The organism is Streptomyces sp. NPDC018263 (assembly GCF_055562575.1).
This window is the reverse complement of record NZ_JBVHFA010000007.1, coordinates 482,012-495,796: the sequence shown is the minus strand read 5'-3', so window position 1 is coordinate 495,796 and position 13,785 is coordinate 482,012. Positions and strand designations below refer to the sequence as shown.

Annotated in this window: 11 protein-coding genes; 5 read left to right on the top strand and 6 right to left on the bottom strand. The window is 71.4% G+C overall.

Annotated elements, in window-relative coordinates:
* Positions 1-65: 65 nt before the first annotated feature.
* The 3 genes from ACZ3HQ_RS22775 to ACZ3HQ_RS22765 form a co-directional block, all read right to left on the bottom strand.
* Positions 66-1,247, bottom strand: coding sequence for an ROK family transcriptional regulator (locus tag ACZ3HQ_RS22775; RefSeq protein WP_467513501.1), 1,182 nt, complete (start codon positions 1,245-1,247; stop codon positions 66-68).
* 145 nt (positions 1,248-1,392) lie between these two features.
* The gene (locus ACZ3HQ_RS22770) at positions 1,393-2,364 is read right to left on the bottom strand and encodes a multicopper oxidase domain-containing protein (protein ID WP_467513566.1); all 972 of its coding nucleotides are present in this window, start codon (positions 2,362-2,364) and stop codon (positions 1,393-1,395) included.
* Between the two features lie 229 nt (positions 2,365-2,593).
* On the bottom strand, positions 2,594-2,749 hold the full coding sequence (locus tag ACZ3HQ_RS22765; RefSeq protein WP_467513499.1) for a hypothetical protein: 156 nt from the start codon (positions 2,747-2,749) through the stop codon (positions 2,594-2,596).
* Position 2,750: 1 nt separating this feature from the next.
* On the opposite strand from ACZ3HQ_RS22765, the gene ACZ3HQ_RS22760 reads away from it, so the two are divergent.
* The 3 genes from ACZ3HQ_RS22760 to ACZ3HQ_RS22750 all read left to right on the top strand — a co-directional run bounded on the left by ACZ3HQ_RS22760 (position 2,751) and on the right by ACZ3HQ_RS22750 (position 8,936).
* Positions 2,751-5,054 carry a ThuA domain-containing protein gene (locus ACZ3HQ_RS22760; RefSeq protein WP_467513497.1) on the top strand — a complete coding sequence of 768 codons (2,304 nt, stop codon included), beginning with the start codon at positions 2,751-2,753 and terminating at the stop codon, positions 5,052-5,054.
* Between the two features lie 50 nt (positions 5,055-5,104).
* Positions 5,105-7,249: an OmpL47-type beta-barrel domain-containing protein gene (locus ACZ3HQ_RS22755; RefSeq protein ID WP_467513564.1), complete on the top strand. Its 2,145-nt coding sequence runs from the start codon at positions 5,105-5,107 to the stop codon at positions 7,247-7,249.
* Between the two features lie 259 nt (positions 7,250-7,508).
* On the top strand, positions 7,509-8,936 hold the full coding sequence (locus ACZ3HQ_RS22750) for an alkaline phosphatase family protein (RefSeq protein ID WP_467513495.1): 1,428 nt from the start codon (positions 7,509-7,511) through the stop codon (positions 8,934-8,936).
* 25 nt (positions 8,937-8,961) lie between these two features.
* On the opposite strand, the gene ACZ3HQ_RS22745 is transcribed toward ACZ3HQ_RS22750, so the two are convergent.
* Positions 8,962-9,666: a hypothetical protein gene (locus ACZ3HQ_RS22745; RefSeq protein WP_467513493.1), complete on the bottom strand. Its 705-nt coding sequence runs from the start codon at positions 9,664-9,666 to the stop codon at positions 8,962-8,964.
* A 27-nt stretch (positions 9,667-9,693) separates the two neighbouring features.
* Complete coding sequence (locus ACZ3HQ_RS22740) at positions 9,694-10,953, bottom strand: MFS transporter (RefSeq protein WP_467513491.1); 1,260 nt, start codon at positions 10,951-10,953, stop codon at positions 9,694-9,696.
* 67 nt (positions 10,954-11,020) lie between these two features.
* Between ACZ3HQ_RS22740 and ACZ3HQ_RS22735 the strand changes: the two genes are divergently transcribed.
* The gene (locus ACZ3HQ_RS22735; RefSeq protein ID WP_467513489.1) at positions 11,021-12,013 is read left to right on the top strand and encodes a GlxA family transcriptional regulator; all 993 of its coding nucleotides are present in this window, start codon (positions 11,021-11,023) and stop codon (positions 12,011-12,013) included.
* On the opposite strand, the gene ACZ3HQ_RS22730 is transcribed toward ACZ3HQ_RS22735, so the two are convergent.
* Positions 11,991-12,908: an aminoglycoside phosphotransferase family protein gene (locus ACZ3HQ_RS22730; RefSeq protein ID WP_467513487.1), complete on the bottom strand. Its 918-nt coding sequence runs from the start codon at positions 12,906-12,908 to the stop codon at positions 11,991-11,993. The two genes, ACZ3HQ_RS22735 and ACZ3HQ_RS22730, sit on opposite strands and share 23 nt — an antisense overlap.
* A gap of 77 nt (positions 12,909-12,985) precedes the next feature.
* Between ACZ3HQ_RS22730 and ACZ3HQ_RS22725 the strand changes: the two genes are divergently transcribed.
* Positions 12,986-13,777, top strand: coding sequence for a hypothetical protein (locus tag ACZ3HQ_RS22725; protein WP_467513485.1), 792 nt, complete (start codon positions 12,986-12,988; stop codon positions 13,775-13,777).
* The last annotated feature ends 8 nt before the right edge of the window (positions 13,778-13,785 follow it).

Genomic DNA, 13,785 nt, shown 5'->3' with positions numbered 1-13,785 from the left:
CAGAGCGGTGCGGTGCGGTGGCGCTGTTTCCTGCGGGCCGTCCGGCGGGGTGCCGGACGGCGTGATCACGCGGGGGAGAACAGGTGGTCGCTGATGAGGCGGGCGCCGCCGATGACGCCGGCGTTCTGGCCCAGCTCCCCGAGGACGATGGGCAGGTTGCCGGTCGCCAGCGGCAGCGACTGGCGGTAGACCTGGGTGCGGATCGCGGCGAGCAGGGTGTGGCCGAGGCCGGTCACCCCGCCGCCGATCACCACGAGAGAGGGGTTGAAGAAGCTCACCAGGCCCGCGATGACCTGGCCGGTGCGGGTCCCGCCCTCCCGGATGAGGTCGAGCGAGACGGTGTCTCCGGCGGCGGCCGCGGCCGCGATGTCGACGGCGCTCAGGGTGCCGTGCGTCTCCAGACGGGAGGCGAGTTCGGCCGAGAGCCCCTGCCCCGCCACCTCCAGCGCGTCGCGGGCGAGCGCCGCCCCGCTGAAGTGGGCCTCCAGACAGCCCCGGTTGCCGCACGCGCAGGCGCGGCCCTCGGGTACGGCCTGGATGTGGCCGATGTCGCCCGCGCTGCCCGTGGCCCCCCGGTACACCTCACCGCCGACGACGATGCCGCAGCCGATGCCGGTGCCGATCTTGACGCAGAGGAAGTCGGCGGCCGAACGGGCGACGCCCGCGTGCTGCTCCCCCATGGCCATCAGGTTCACGTCGTTGTCGACCATGACGGGGCAGCCGAGTTCCTGGCTGAGCGCCTCCCGCACGGGGAAGCCGTCCCAGCCCGGCATGATCGGCGGGGCGACCGGCACCCCCTCCGGGAAGCGGACGGGGCCCGGTACGCCGATGCCGGCGCCGTCGAACCCCTCCACGAGCCCGGAGGAGCGGAGCTTGGCCGCCATGGCGAGGACGTGCTCGAAGACCGCGACCGGGCCCTCGCGTACGTCCATGGGCTGGTTGAGGTGGCCCAGCACTTCGAGTTCGGCGTTGGTGACGGCGACGTCGACCGAGGTGGCGCCGATGTCGATGCCGAGGAAGCGCAGGTTCGGGGCGAGCCGCAGATTGTGGGAGCGGCGCCCGCCGCGCGAGGCGGCGAGTCCGTCGGCCACGATGAGCCCGGTCTGCAGGAGCCGGTCCACCTCCACGGCCAGCTTGGACCGGGACAGTTCGATCTGGTCCCCGAGCTGCGCGCGGGAGTGGGGACCCTCGTCGCGCAGCATGCGGAGCAGCCGGGCCTGGTGGGCGTTGGCGGGTCGTGCCGTCATGCGTCTCACGAGTCCCTCCCCGCCTCGGTACCGGCCGTCCGTCGCGTTCTTTCGGGGGGAACGTAGCAGCGGCTGCCGGGACTGGGAAGAAGTAGCGCGGGAATTCGTGCTCACTTTCTCCACTCACAGGACAAAGGCCGGGGCGTCAGTGGGCGTGCTGCGCCGCACTGTGGTGCCCCGTGTGGCCGGGTACGGTGCCGTCCGGTTTCGCCACCAGGAACAGGCCGGCCATCCCCATGTCGGAGTGGCTCTGGACATGGCAGTGGTACATCCAGGCGCCCGCGCCGACGTGTTCACCGGCGACGACCTGGAAGCCGAAGGAGTCGGCGGGGCCGGTGATCTTGTTGTCGACGATCCGGCTGGGGTCGTCCGGACCGGTCAGCAGGCCGGTGCGGTTGTCGGCCCAACGATGACCGTGCATGTGGAAGGTGTGGTAGTACTCGCCGTGCGTGATCATGATGATCTCGACGCGATCACCCACCGTGGCCTCGAAGTCCGGGGTCTCCCCGGCCGTCCTGTTGTTGATCGTCATGTCGTTGAAGACGATCGTGAACTGCTTGTCCGGCAGGAGGTCGCCCTTCCGGCGTACGACGACCGGGCCGTACAGGCCCTTGCGGATGCCGCCGGTTCCGTGGTCGGTGCCCACGACGTGGTCGTGGTAGTGCCAGTAACCGGCGCTGCCCGCCTGCCAGGTGCCGTCCTTGCGGCGGCCGGGGGCGTGGGTGCGCCAGGTGTAGGTGCGGGTGCCGCCGGGCTCGACGTGGCTGCCCGTCATCCGGGTGCCGTCGTTGGCGATGTCGTAGTCGACACCGTGCACATGGAGGCTGGCGTCGGCGTCGGTGAGGTTCTCGAACTCGATGTGCAGGGTGTCGCCCTCGACCAGCTCGATGAGCGGGCCCGGCACGGTCGCCTTCCCCTTCTCCAGGCCGTAGCCGAGCTGTCCGCCCGGCAGTTTCTCGGCGTAGAGCTTCATGTGCCGCACCTGGCCGCCGGCCGGAGCGGTGGGCGGGGAGGGCTGCGCCGCCGAGGGGCTGGAGGCCGCCGACAACGTTGCCGTGCCGGTGGCGGCGACCACACCGCCGGCCAGCAGCCGTCGCCCGAAAGTCCTTCTGTCCAGAGCCATACCGGTCTCTCCCGTGCTGTGAGAAGTGCTGTGAGGAGACGGTCGGGGAGCGAGAGCCCCCTGGGGACGGCCACGGTAGAGCCGCACCACCCGTTTATCCACACCCAGGACAAAGTTGGTGAGATTCCGTCCATAGCTATTGGCGGGCCGTCAAAAGGCGTCTAGCTTCTGGCGCTGTTGCTGAGACCACGGAGGGTGGGTGACCCATGCAGAGCGCACCACATCACCGGTCGAGATCCCGGCGGGCAGCGGCGGCGGCCGTGGCCGCCGGAGCCCTGGCGGCATCCCTGCTGAGCGGCGGCACCGCCGCCACGGCCAGTCCGTATCCGGAGCCGAGGGCGTCGGCGCTGCCGTCACCGCCGGGCGGCAGAAACGTCAAGGTGCTCGTCTTCCACGCCTCGGCCACCGAGGAGTCACCGACCGTCGACGCGGGGATCGAGGCGGTAGAGTCCATCGGTCTGACCGGCCCCGAGGACCAGCGCTTCAAGACCGTGGCGACGGACGACGCCTCGGTCTTCACCGACGAGAAGCGGCTGGGCACCTTCAACGCCGTCGTCTTCCTGACCGGCGGCGGCGACGTCCTCGATCCCGGGCAGGAGGCGGGTCTGGAGGCGTATCTCCAGGCCGGCGGCGGCTTCCTCGGCATCCATGACGCGGCGCGGACGGAGCCGTACTCCGACTGGTTCACCGGTCTGATCGGTGCCCGTCCCGCGAAGACGAGTCCGGCCGCCGTGCAGCGGGCCACCGTGGAGATTCCCGACCGGAGCCATCCGGCCACGAAGGATCTGCCGCTGGAGTGGAAGCGGCCCGACAAGTGGTTCAACTGGGCGAGCAACCCGACCGGCAAGGTGCACACCGTCGCCAAGGTCCGGGAGAGCAGCTACCAGCCGGGCACCGGCGCCAACGGCGTGGACCACCCGGTCTCCTGGTGCCGGGACTATTCCGGCGGCCGGTCCTTCTACACCGGCATGGGCGGCACGGTGGAGTCGTTCGCGGAGACCGACTTCCGCGACCATCTGCGGGGCGCGCTGCTGTGGACCACCCGGCTCTCGCGCGCCGACTGCAAGGCGACGATCGACGCCAACTACTCGGCGGTGCGCGTCACTCAGCCGAACCAGCCCGGCCGGCAGGACCAGATCGGCGAGCCGCACGGCCTGGTCGTGGCGCCCGACGGAAGGGTGCTGTACATCGGCCGGGGCGGCGGCACGAACGAGGCTCCGGTCGTCACCGACTGGAACAACCCCGACATCGGCAAGGGCACCGGCCAGATCCATGTCTACGACCCCGCCACGAAGCAGGTCACGCTCGCGGGCGCCCTCACCGTCTTCGGCAACAAGGGCGGCGGCGACGAACTGACCAAGGTCGAGGAGGGGTTGCTCGGCATCGAGCTGGACCCCGGCTTCGAGTCCAACGGCTGGGTGTACCTGCACTACACCCCGCACTCCGGCCTCGACCGCGACAAGCAGGTGGCCGAACGCCGCGTCTCCCGCTTCACGTTGGACCGCGCCACGAACAAGCTCGACCTGGCCTCGGAGAAGGTTCTGCTCAAGTGGGCGGTACAGGTGCACAGTTGCTGTCACGCGGGCGGCGGGATGGCCTGGGACTCCAAGGGCAACCTGTACATCGCCACCGGTGACAACAACTCGTCCGGGTTCAGCGACGGTTACTCGGGCAACAACCCGCAGCCCAGCTACAAGGGCCTGTCCTTCGCCGACGCCCGCCGCACCGCGGGCAACACCCACAACCTCAACGGCAAGATCCTGCGCATCCACCCGGAGCCGGACGGCACGTACACCCTGCCCGAGGGCAACCTGTTCACCGGCAAGGAGCAGGACGAGGGCGGTGGCAAGACCCGCGGCGAGATCTATGTGATGGGCGTACGGAACCCGGCGCGGATCTCCGTCGACAAGAAGACCGACATCCTCTACGCGGGCTGGGTCGGCCCCGACGCGGGCGCACCCAGCACCACCTGGGGGCCGGCGAAGTACGACACGTTCGCCGCGATCACCAAGGCGGGCAACCACGGCTGGCCGTTCTGCATGGGCAACAAGCAGCCCTACCGCGACCGCAATCTGCCGGACCCGACGAAACCGCTGGGCTGGTACGACTGCGACGCCCCGAAGAACGAGTCGCCGAACAACGACGGGCTGGTGAACCTGCCTCCCGTCACCGGCAACACCATCTGGTACTCGCCCCAAGGAGGCGCCCCTGACTTCCCGCGCAACGCGGCGGGCGTGCCCAGCTACAAGAACGAGGAGGCCACCTACCTCCTGCCGTGGCTCAAGGGCGGCGGCCAGGCCACCATGGACGGCCCGGTCTACCGCTACGCCGCGGCGAAGGCCGGCGCCGGGGCATGGCCGGAGTACTGGGACGGCAAGTGGTTCGTCGGTGACTTCTACGACGCCGACAACCCGCGCCACGCGGTCCTCACCGATCCCAAGACGGTCGGCAAGGGCGGTCTGCCCGTCACGGCGGAGTCGCTGAAGAAGATCATCCCGGTCGGGCAGGGCGGCATCCGCAACCTGATGGACTGGAAGTTCGCGCCGGACGGCTCGCTCTACGTCCTCGACTACGGCCGCGGCTTCTTCACCTCCGACTCCCAGTCCGCGCTGTGGCGCGTGACGTACACCGGCGGCGCGGCCACGCCCGCCGCGAAGGATCTGGCCAGGAAGGCGGCACAGTGAGACATCGACCTCTCCGCCTGTACACCGCGCTGCTGGGCGCGCTGCTGCTGATGCTGGGGCTCACCTCGACGGCCGCGTACGGACGGGACGGCGACCGCGCGGCGGCTGCCCAGGTCCTGACGTGGACGGCGAGTTCCCGCACCGACCAGTACGCGAGCTTCCCGACGACGGCGGTGGCCGGCGCGGCGACCCTCGTCTTCGAGAACAGCACCGCGACCGGCAACGACATCGGCATGCCGCACACGCTGACCTTCGACGTGTCGGACCCCGAGTACAACCACGACGTGCCGGTGAACATCCTGGCCAACCCCGGTGACGACAGCGGGGGCAGGCACACGGTCGACGTGACGCTGACGCCCGGCCGGTACCGCTACTTCTGCAGCATTCCGGGTCACAGCCAGATGCAGGGCATCCTCACCGTGACCGAGCCCGGCGGCGAGGACACCACGGCGCCGACGGCCTCGGCGAAGGTCGAGGGCCAGCAGAACGGCGCCGGCGCCTACGTCGGCTCGGCCAAGGTCACGGTGTCCGCGTCGGACGACGCGTCCGGGGTGAAGTCGATCGAGTACGCGGTCGGCGCCGACGGGCCGTGGCAGGCGTACACCGCGCCGGTGGTCGTCGACCAGGTCGGCTCGCACACCCTGCGCTACCGCGCCACCGACCAGGCGGGCAACGTGGCCGCCGAGAAGTCCGTGACCTTCGACGTGGTCGCCCCGCCGACGGACGACACCACCGCGCCGGAGACCTCCGCGACGCTGAGCGGCGAGAAGGACGCCGACGGCAACTACCTCACGATGGCCACGGTGACCGTGACCGCCTCGGACGCCGGGTCGGGCGTCAACACCATCGAGTACGCGCTCGGGGCGGACGGCGCCTGGCAGCCGTACACCGCGCCGGTGATGGTGCACGAGGTCGGCTCGCACACCGTGCGCTACCGGGCGACCGACAAGGCGGGGAACGCGGCGGCCGAGAAGTCCGTGGCGTTCAAGGTCGTGGCGCCGCCCGCCGAGGACACCACCGCGCCGGAGACCTCGGCGACGATCAGCGGCACCCGGAACTCCAACGGCGCCTACGTCACCAGTGCCAAGGTGACGGTCAACGCCTCCGACTCCGCGTCCGGCGTGGCCCGTGTCGAGTACTCCCTCGACGGCGGCCCGTACCTCGCGTACTCGGCGCCCGTGGTCGTGGACCGGCTCGGGTTCCACACGGTGGCGTACCGGGCGACGGACAAGGCGGGGAACACCTCCGCCGCAAAGAGCGTCACCTTCACCGTCGCGCAGGGCGGTGGCGTCCCCGCGCCGAACTGTCCCGAGTACGACGAGCGGCTTACGGTCATCGTGGGCACCGTCGACACCGGCGTGCCGAACCGGCTGACGCGCAGCCGGTGCACGATCAACGAGCTGATCGAGGACGAGAAGGACTGGTCGTCGCAGGCGCTGTTCCTCAAGCACGTCGACGGCGTGCTCGACCGGCTCCTCGCGGACGGCGTCATCGACCAGCGCGAGTTCAACAAGATCACCAAGGCGGCCAGGCAGTCGAAGATCGGCAAGCCCGGCCGGACGGAGGGCTACCGCGACCTGTTCGACGGCACCGAAGCGTCCCTGTCCCGGTGGGAGCAGGTCGGCGGCGGGCAGTTCAGCCTGACCGACGACGGCGCGATCACCAGCAGCACGACCGTGCCGGGCATGGGCATGCTGTGGTTCCCGGAGCGCAAGTACGGCGACTTCTCGCTCAAGCTCCGCTTCCGTGACGACGCTCCGGGCACGGGCAACGCCAACGGCGGGGTGTTCATCCGGTTCCCGAACGTCCACAACCACCCGGAGGAGTCCCGGCCCGAGTGGGTCGCCATCAACTACGGGCACGAGATCCAGATCCTCGACAGCCCGACCGGCGACATGTACAAGACGGGCTCGGTCTACGGCTTCGACCGGGTGGGCCTGGGCGGTGCGGGGGTCACCCCCAAGGGCACCTGGAACGACTACGAGATCCGCGCGGAGGGCCAGCACTTCACGATCCTGCGCAACGGTGTCGTCATCAACGAGTTCGACAACGTCGGCGGCCAGATCTTCACCCCGCCCCGCGCGGGTGACCCGGGCACCGACGGCCGGCGCTACGCGACCGGGTACATCGGGCTCCAGGTGCACAGCACGTCGGACGTGATCTCGTACCGCGACATCCGGATCAAGGAGTTGTAGACGACGGGGCGTTGGGGCCCTCACCGCTTCGGCGGTGGGGGCCCTTCCGCTGCTTCCCTGAACGTCCGGGAACTCCCGTGCAACGTACAGGGATTGAGGGTCATGGCCTGGTCAAGCCGTTCCCGCGCGTTGGCCACATGTTCACCGCCCTCCCCTGACGCGTCCCGCCGCGAGGGGCGGAGAGTGAGCGGCGGCCCGGCTTCCCGGCCGGGTGGACCGACACTCCGCCGGAGCGCACCGCGCTCAAGAAGGGACGACCATGGCCGAGTTGACCCGCCGTAGAGTCCTGGGGTCGGCCGCGGGCGCGCTGGGTGGCGCCGCGGCATTGTCCTTGTTGCCGCCGAGCGTCCAGAAGGCCGTCGCCGCGGAACCGCCCAGGGGCGGTTCGCTGCGCGACATCGAGCACGTGGTCCTGCTGATGCAGGAGAACCGGTCGTTCGACCACTACTTCGGCACCCTCTCCGGGGTCCGGGGCTTCGCCGACCCGCACGCCCTGAAGCTGGACGACGGGCGCAGCGTGTTCTACCAGCCCGACGCGGTGAACCCCAAGGGCTATCTGCTGCCCTTCCACCTCGACACGCACTCCTCCAGCGCCCAGGCCATCCCGTCCACCAGCCACGCCTGGTCCGTGCAGCACCGGGCGTGGAACAACGGAAAGATGGACCAGTGGCTGCCCGCCCATCGCGCGGCCGACGGCGTCAACGGCCCGTATGTGATGGGGTATTACACGCGCGAGGACATCCCGTTCCAGTTCGCGCTCGCCGAGACCTTCACCATCTGCGACAACTACTTCTGCTCGGTGTTCGGGCCGACCTGGCCCAACCGGCTGATGTGGATGACCGGTTCGGTCGACCCCGGTGGCACGAAGGGCGGTCCGGTCATCAGGAACTCGGCGCCCCAGCCGTACCGGTGGACCACCTACGCCGAGCGGCTCCAGGCGGCCGGGGTGAGCTGGAAGGTGTACCAGCAGGACGACGACTACGGCTGCAACATGCTGGAGCAGTTCGCCGCGTTCAGGAACGCCGCCCCCGGCTCCGAGCTGTACGAGCGCGGGGTACGCCCCCAGCCCGAGGGCACCTTCGAGGACGATGCCCGCAACGACCGGCTCCCGGCGGTGTCCTGGATCATGCCGACCAGCTTCCAGTCGGAGCACCCGGACTATCTCCCCGCGGCCGGCGCGGACTTCGTGGCCTCGAAGATCGAGGCGATCGCGTCCAACCCCAAGGTGTGGCGCAAGACCGCGTTCATCCTCAACTACGACGAGAACGACGGCCTGTTCGACCATGTGCCGCCGCCGGTGCCGCCCGCCGGGACGCCGGACGAGTTCATCCAGGGGTTGCCCATCGGGGGTGGCTTCCGGGTGCCGGCGATCGTGATCTCGCCCTGGACCGTGGGCGGTTGGGTCGCCACGGAAGCCTTCGACCACACCTCGGCGCTGCGGTTCCTGGAGCACTTCACCGGGGTGGAGGAGCCCAACATCAGCGACTGGCGCCGTTCCGCCTTCGGCGACCTCACCAGCGCCTTCCGCTTCCGCTCCGGCCGCCCGCGCCCGCCGCGGCTGCCGGACGACACGGCGGAGCAGCTCGAGAAGGCCAAGGAGGAGGTGGCCACCCTGCCGAAGCCGACGCTGCCGGGCGCGGACCAGACCTTCCCGCGCCAGGAGCACGGCCGCCGACCGCACGTGTGAGCCGTCCGGGCCGACGGCGGCCCTTTCAGTGCACGGGGTCGCCCGGCGCCACGCGGTGCGTCTCCAGCTCGCCGTCGGCCAGCAACTCCCCGATCAGCGCCTCGCTGCCACCCACATAGGTGCTGACCAGGTCCACGTCCCCACCCACGCACCAGGCCCGGTCCTGGGGCCACCACAGATCGGGCAACTCCGCGAACTCGTCCCACTCCACCGGCGACACGGCGTCCGGAAGTGTCCCCGCGAGGAGCACCTCGTCCCGGTACGGCGTCCCGAAGGTCGGGAAGCGTGAGAAGTCCCACCGCCCGTACCCCTCCCACAGCCCGAACCAGCACCGGTCGGCGGTACGGGTGTGCCGGGCGAGTACGGGAATCAACGCCTCGGCGACAGCGGGCGGCGTCGGCCCCTCCGACGGATGCTCGTCCCACACACCGGGCACGTCCCGCTCCGTCCCGGCCACCTCGTGCCAGCCGGCGTGCGCCCCCACCGCCCGCCCAAGAGCCTCAGCCACGTCCCGCCACCGCACCGGCCGCTCCTCCAGCGACGCCGGGTGCAGAATCCTGACGTAGGCATCGAACCCCGGCACGACGACACCGGCCACCGTGCAGGAGTGGTCGGCCCCGAGGAAACGCCGGGCGAGCCAGCGGGCGGGCGCCAGATCAGCGGACTGCACACGCAGGCGTCCGTACAGGTCGGGAGCGGGGTTCTGGCGCACCGGGGGAGAGTCGTCCATTCGCGGCAGTCTGCCCGACCGAGGCGCTCAGTGCTCGACAGCCAGGGACAGCAGGGCCGCCGTCGCGCAGGCGCCCGCGAGGGCGAGCCACACCGGGTCGTACGTCCCGAACGCGTCGCGGGCCGCGCCGGCGAGGAACGCGGCCAGCGCAGCGCCCAGTTGATGGGCGGCGTTGGTCCAGCCGAAGACGATGGCGCTGTCCTCACCCCAGTCCACGCGGCACAGGGCGATGGCCGGAGGGACGGTGGCCAGGTCCAGCAGCCCGAAGAGGACCACGAAGGCCAGCATGGGCGCCCGTACGGTCGCGGTCATGATCAGCGGGAGGGTGAGCAGCAGCAGTCCGCGCAGCGTGAAGAAGACGGCGAGGAGCCTGCGGGCGTCCAGGCGGTCGGTGAGCCGGCCGGAGGCGACCGTCCCGGCCACGTTGAACACACCGATTCCCGCCAGCAGCGCCGACGCGGTGGTCACCGGAATGCCGTGATCGTGGGCAGCCGGGGCGAAGTGGCTCCACATGATGCCGTTCGTGGAGGCCCCGCAGACGGCGAACGCGCCCGCCAGCAGCCAGAACGGCGCGGTCCGTCCGGCCTCCCTCAGTACCGTCACGGTGCGCCGGGCCGCACCGGGCACCGGCGCGGGCTTGGTCGCGAACACCGCGCTGCCGTAGGGGCGTTGGCCGATGTCGGCGGGATGGTCGCGCAGTACGGGCACCACCAGAGGGATCACCGCGAGCGCGGCGAGGGTGAGGGTGATCAGGGCGGCGCGCCAATGGTGGTGGTCGATGATCCAGGACAGGGCGGGCAGGAACACCATCTGGCCCAGCACGCTCGCCGCGGACAGCACACCGGTGACCAGGCCCCTGTGGCGGGTGAACCAACGAGCGGTCACCGCCGCCCCCAGTGTCATCGACAGCGCCCCCGTGCCCGCGCCGACCAGGAGCCCCCAGAACAGGGTGAACTGCCAGGTGGCCGTCATCGCGGTCGCCAGCCCCGCCCCCGCCGCGACCGCCAGCAGGGCGGCCGCCACCACGCGCCGTACGCCGAACCGGTCCAGCAGCGCTGCCGCGTAGGGGGCGGTAAGGCCGTAGAGGACCATGTTCACCGACACCGCCGGCCCGATGGAGCCGCGCGACCAGCCGAAGTCGTCGCGCAATGGACCCTGGAGGACGCCCGGCAGGGTGGAACAGGCACCCGCGACGACGATCGCGGTACCGGTGACGGTCACGACCCACCAGGCGCGGTGACCTGCAACGGGGCTCGATACGGCCTGAGTTGTCTCGCTCATGGTCATCCATGCTTCGCCGCGCGCGACCGCCCTCGCCACTGGCCGTCCGGACAGCGAGTGAAAGAATCCGGTCATGGACGGAGAGCAGCGGCACGAGGTGGTCGTGCTGGTCCGAGCCGGGCTCATCCCGATGGAACTCGGCATCGTGCACCGGCTGTTCACCACTGCCACCGACGCCGACGGGCGACCGCTGTACTCGGTGCGCACCTGCGCGACGGTTCCGGGCGTGGTGGCGACGGACACCGACATCGGGATTCAGGTCCCGTACGGGCCGGAGATCCTCCGGGAGGCGGACACCGTCGTCGTCCCGGCCGCCGTCGAGGACTACCGGCCGCAGGAGCGCGGGCGGCTCGACCCCGAGGTGCGGCGGGCGCTCGCGCTCGTGCCCGAGGGAGCCCGGCTCGCGTCGATCTGCACGGGGGCCTTCGTGCTGGCCGCCGCCGGGCATCTCGATGGGCGCCGGGCCACCACGCACTGGAAGTCCTGCCGCGAGCTGGCCGCCCTGTACCCGGAGGCGGAGGTCGATCCCGGCGTGCTGTACACCGACGACGGCGGGGTGCTCACCTCGGCGGGGGTGGCCGCCGGGGTCGACCTGTGCCTGCACATGATCCGCTGCGATCACGGGGCGGAGGTCGCCAACGCGGTCGCCCGCGACACCGTCGTACCGCCGCACCGGGAGGGCGGGCAGGCGCAGTACATCGAGCGTCCCGTGCCCCGGGAGCGCGACCCCTCCCCCACGGCGGCCGCCCGCGCCTACGCGCTGGAGCACATCGGCGAGCCGCTCACCCTGGACGACCTCGCCCGGCGCGCCGGGGTCAGCGCGCGCACACTCAGCCGCCGCTTCCGTCTGGAGACCGGCGCGTCACCGATGCGCTGGCTGGCCGAGCAGCGCCTCGACCACGCCCGACAACTCCTCGAACGCACCGACGCCCCCGTGGACCGCGTCGCCTCCGACGCGGGCTACGGCACGGGTACGGCGATGCGGCTGCACTTCCGGGAGGCGCTCGGGGTCTCGCCCAGCGCCTATCGGAACACCTTCCGCCTCAGGCCCAGCCCGCCGCCGTGAGCCGCCGCAGGGACGCCTGGCCCGGGGGACCCCAGGTCGGTTTGCCGCCGGGGCGGCCCTCCGTGCCGGCGTGGCCGATGCGGAGGCAGGCGAGGGCGCGGAGGATGGCCCAGCCGCGGGCGCGGCGGAGGGTGGCGGGGTCCGGGGACGGGAGGTAGGCGGCGTGGAAGCGGTCGACGGCGCCGTCCGGGAGGAGAATCCAGGCGGAGGCGAGGTCGAAGGCGGGGTCGCCGGCGAAGAGGTCACCGAAGTCGATGACGCCGGAGAAGGTGCCGTCGCTGGTGAGGACGTTGGCGGGGTGCAGGTCGCCGTGGAGCCAGAGACGGGGGCCGGTCCAGGCGGGTGCGGCGGCCGCGTCCTCCCAGACCGCGCGGACGGCGTCGGGGTTGGGGACGAGGCCCAGCCCGGCGGCCCAGGCAAGCGAGCCGGTGAAGGCTTCCGCGAAGTCGGCCAGCAGGCCCCCTCGGTCCCGGCCGGCCGGTGCCTGCTCGGGGGCGGGGCGGTGAAGGGCGGTCAGGAAGGCGGCGAGGGCGTCGGCCGCCTCGTCGGGACGGGTCGCCGGGGCGCGGTCGGCGGGCTCGCCCGGTACCCACGTGGTGACGAGCCAGGGTCTCGGGAAACGGGCGGAGGGTTCACCGAGGTGCTGCGGGACGGGAACCGGGAGGGGCAGGCCGTCGGCGAGGAGCGGGAGCCAGGCGTGCTCCTTGCGCAGCAGCGCGTCCGCCGACTCGGTGGCCCAGGGCAGACGGACGGCGAGGTCGTCGCCGAGCCGCCACACCTGGTTGTCCCAGCCGAGCGCGCCGAGTTCCAGGGGGCGTTCCGCCAGGTCGGGGCGCTGCTCGCGCAGCAGATCGCGGATCAGGTCCGCCGTGATGTCCGTCCCGGTGACTGTCATGGGGAGCAACGGTAGCGCTTAGCCCGGATGCCGGTCCGGGATGCGCGGCCCGGTGCTCGCGGCTCAGGATTCTGATCATGCGGAACTCCACTGACACCCCGTCCTGTCCCCGCTCCGTACGGCACGGCGGTGCCCGGCATGCCATATCCGCGGCGGCCCTCTGCGGTGTCCTGCTGGCGGCGACCTCGGCCTGCGGGGACACGGGCACCAAGGCCCGCTCGGGCGGCGCGGCGGGCAACGGCAACCCGGCCGTGTCCGGCTCCTCCCGCCCCGCGACCCCCGCCGGCGTCCCCGGTGTCGGGGAGCGGATGGGCCAGCAGATCCCGGACGACACCCGGCAACTGGTGGTCGTCTACGGCGACGACCGGGACTCGGCCGAGGGCACGACCGTGCTGTACGAGAAGCGGGGCGCCCAGTGGAAGCAGTCCGCGAGCTGGCCCTCACACAACGGCCGCCGGGGCTGGACGACGGACCATCAGCTCGACGACGAGCGCTCCCCCGTGGGCGTCTTCTCCCTCACCGACGCCGGCGGCACCCTGCGCAGCCCCGGCACGAAGCTGCCGTACTGGTACGACGACCACGCGTACGCGGCATCGGTGGTAAACCCGGACGACGAGGCGCACGCGCACGACTTCGACTACGTCATCGCCATCAACTACAACCGGCTCAAGGGCACCCCGCCCTATGACTGGAGCCGGCCCGAGGGCGTGGAGAAGGGCGGCGGCATCTGGCTGCACCTGGACCACGGTGACGGCACGTCGGCCTGTGTGACCGTCCCGGAGGCCGGTATCAAGACCCTCCTGGGCACCCTCGACCCCGCCGACCACCCGATGGTGGTGATGGGCGACCGCGCACGCCTCAAGGGCTAAGACGGAAT

Bases quoted from the DNA above. Each gene is read 5' to 3' on its own strand.
- ACZ3HQ_RS22775 (WP_467513501.1), bottom strand. From the start codon at position 1,247: ATGACGGCACGACCCGCCAACGCCCACCAGGCCCGGCTGCTCCGCATG.
- ACZ3HQ_RS22755 (WP_467513564.1), top strand. From the start codon at position 5,105: ATGCTGGGGCTCACCTCGACGGCCGCGTACGGACGGGACGGCGACCGC.
- ACZ3HQ_RS22750 (WP_467513495.1), top strand. From the start codon at position 7,509: ATGGCCGAGTTGACCCGCCGTAGAGTCCTGGGGTCGGCCGCGGGCGCG.
- ACZ3HQ_RS22745 (WP_467513493.1), bottom strand. From the start codon at position 9,666: ATGGACGACTCTCCCCCGGTGCGCCAGAACCCCGCTCCCGACCTGTAC.
- ACZ3HQ_RS22740 (WP_467513491.1), bottom strand. From the start codon at position 10,953: ATGACCATGAGCGAGACAACTCAGGCCGTATCGAGCCCCGTTGCAGGT.
- ACZ3HQ_RS22735 (WP_467513489.1), top strand. From the start codon at position 11,021: ATGGACGGAGAGCAGCGGCACGAGGTGGTCGTGCTGGTCCGAGCCGGG.
- ACZ3HQ_RS22730 (WP_467513487.1), bottom strand. From the start codon at position 12,908: ATGACAGTCACCGGGACGGACATCACGGCGGACCTGATCCGCGATCTG.
- ACZ3HQ_RS22725 (WP_467513485.1), top strand. From the start codon at position 12,986: ATGCGGAACTCCACTGACACCCCGTCCTGTCCCCGCTCCGTACGGCAC.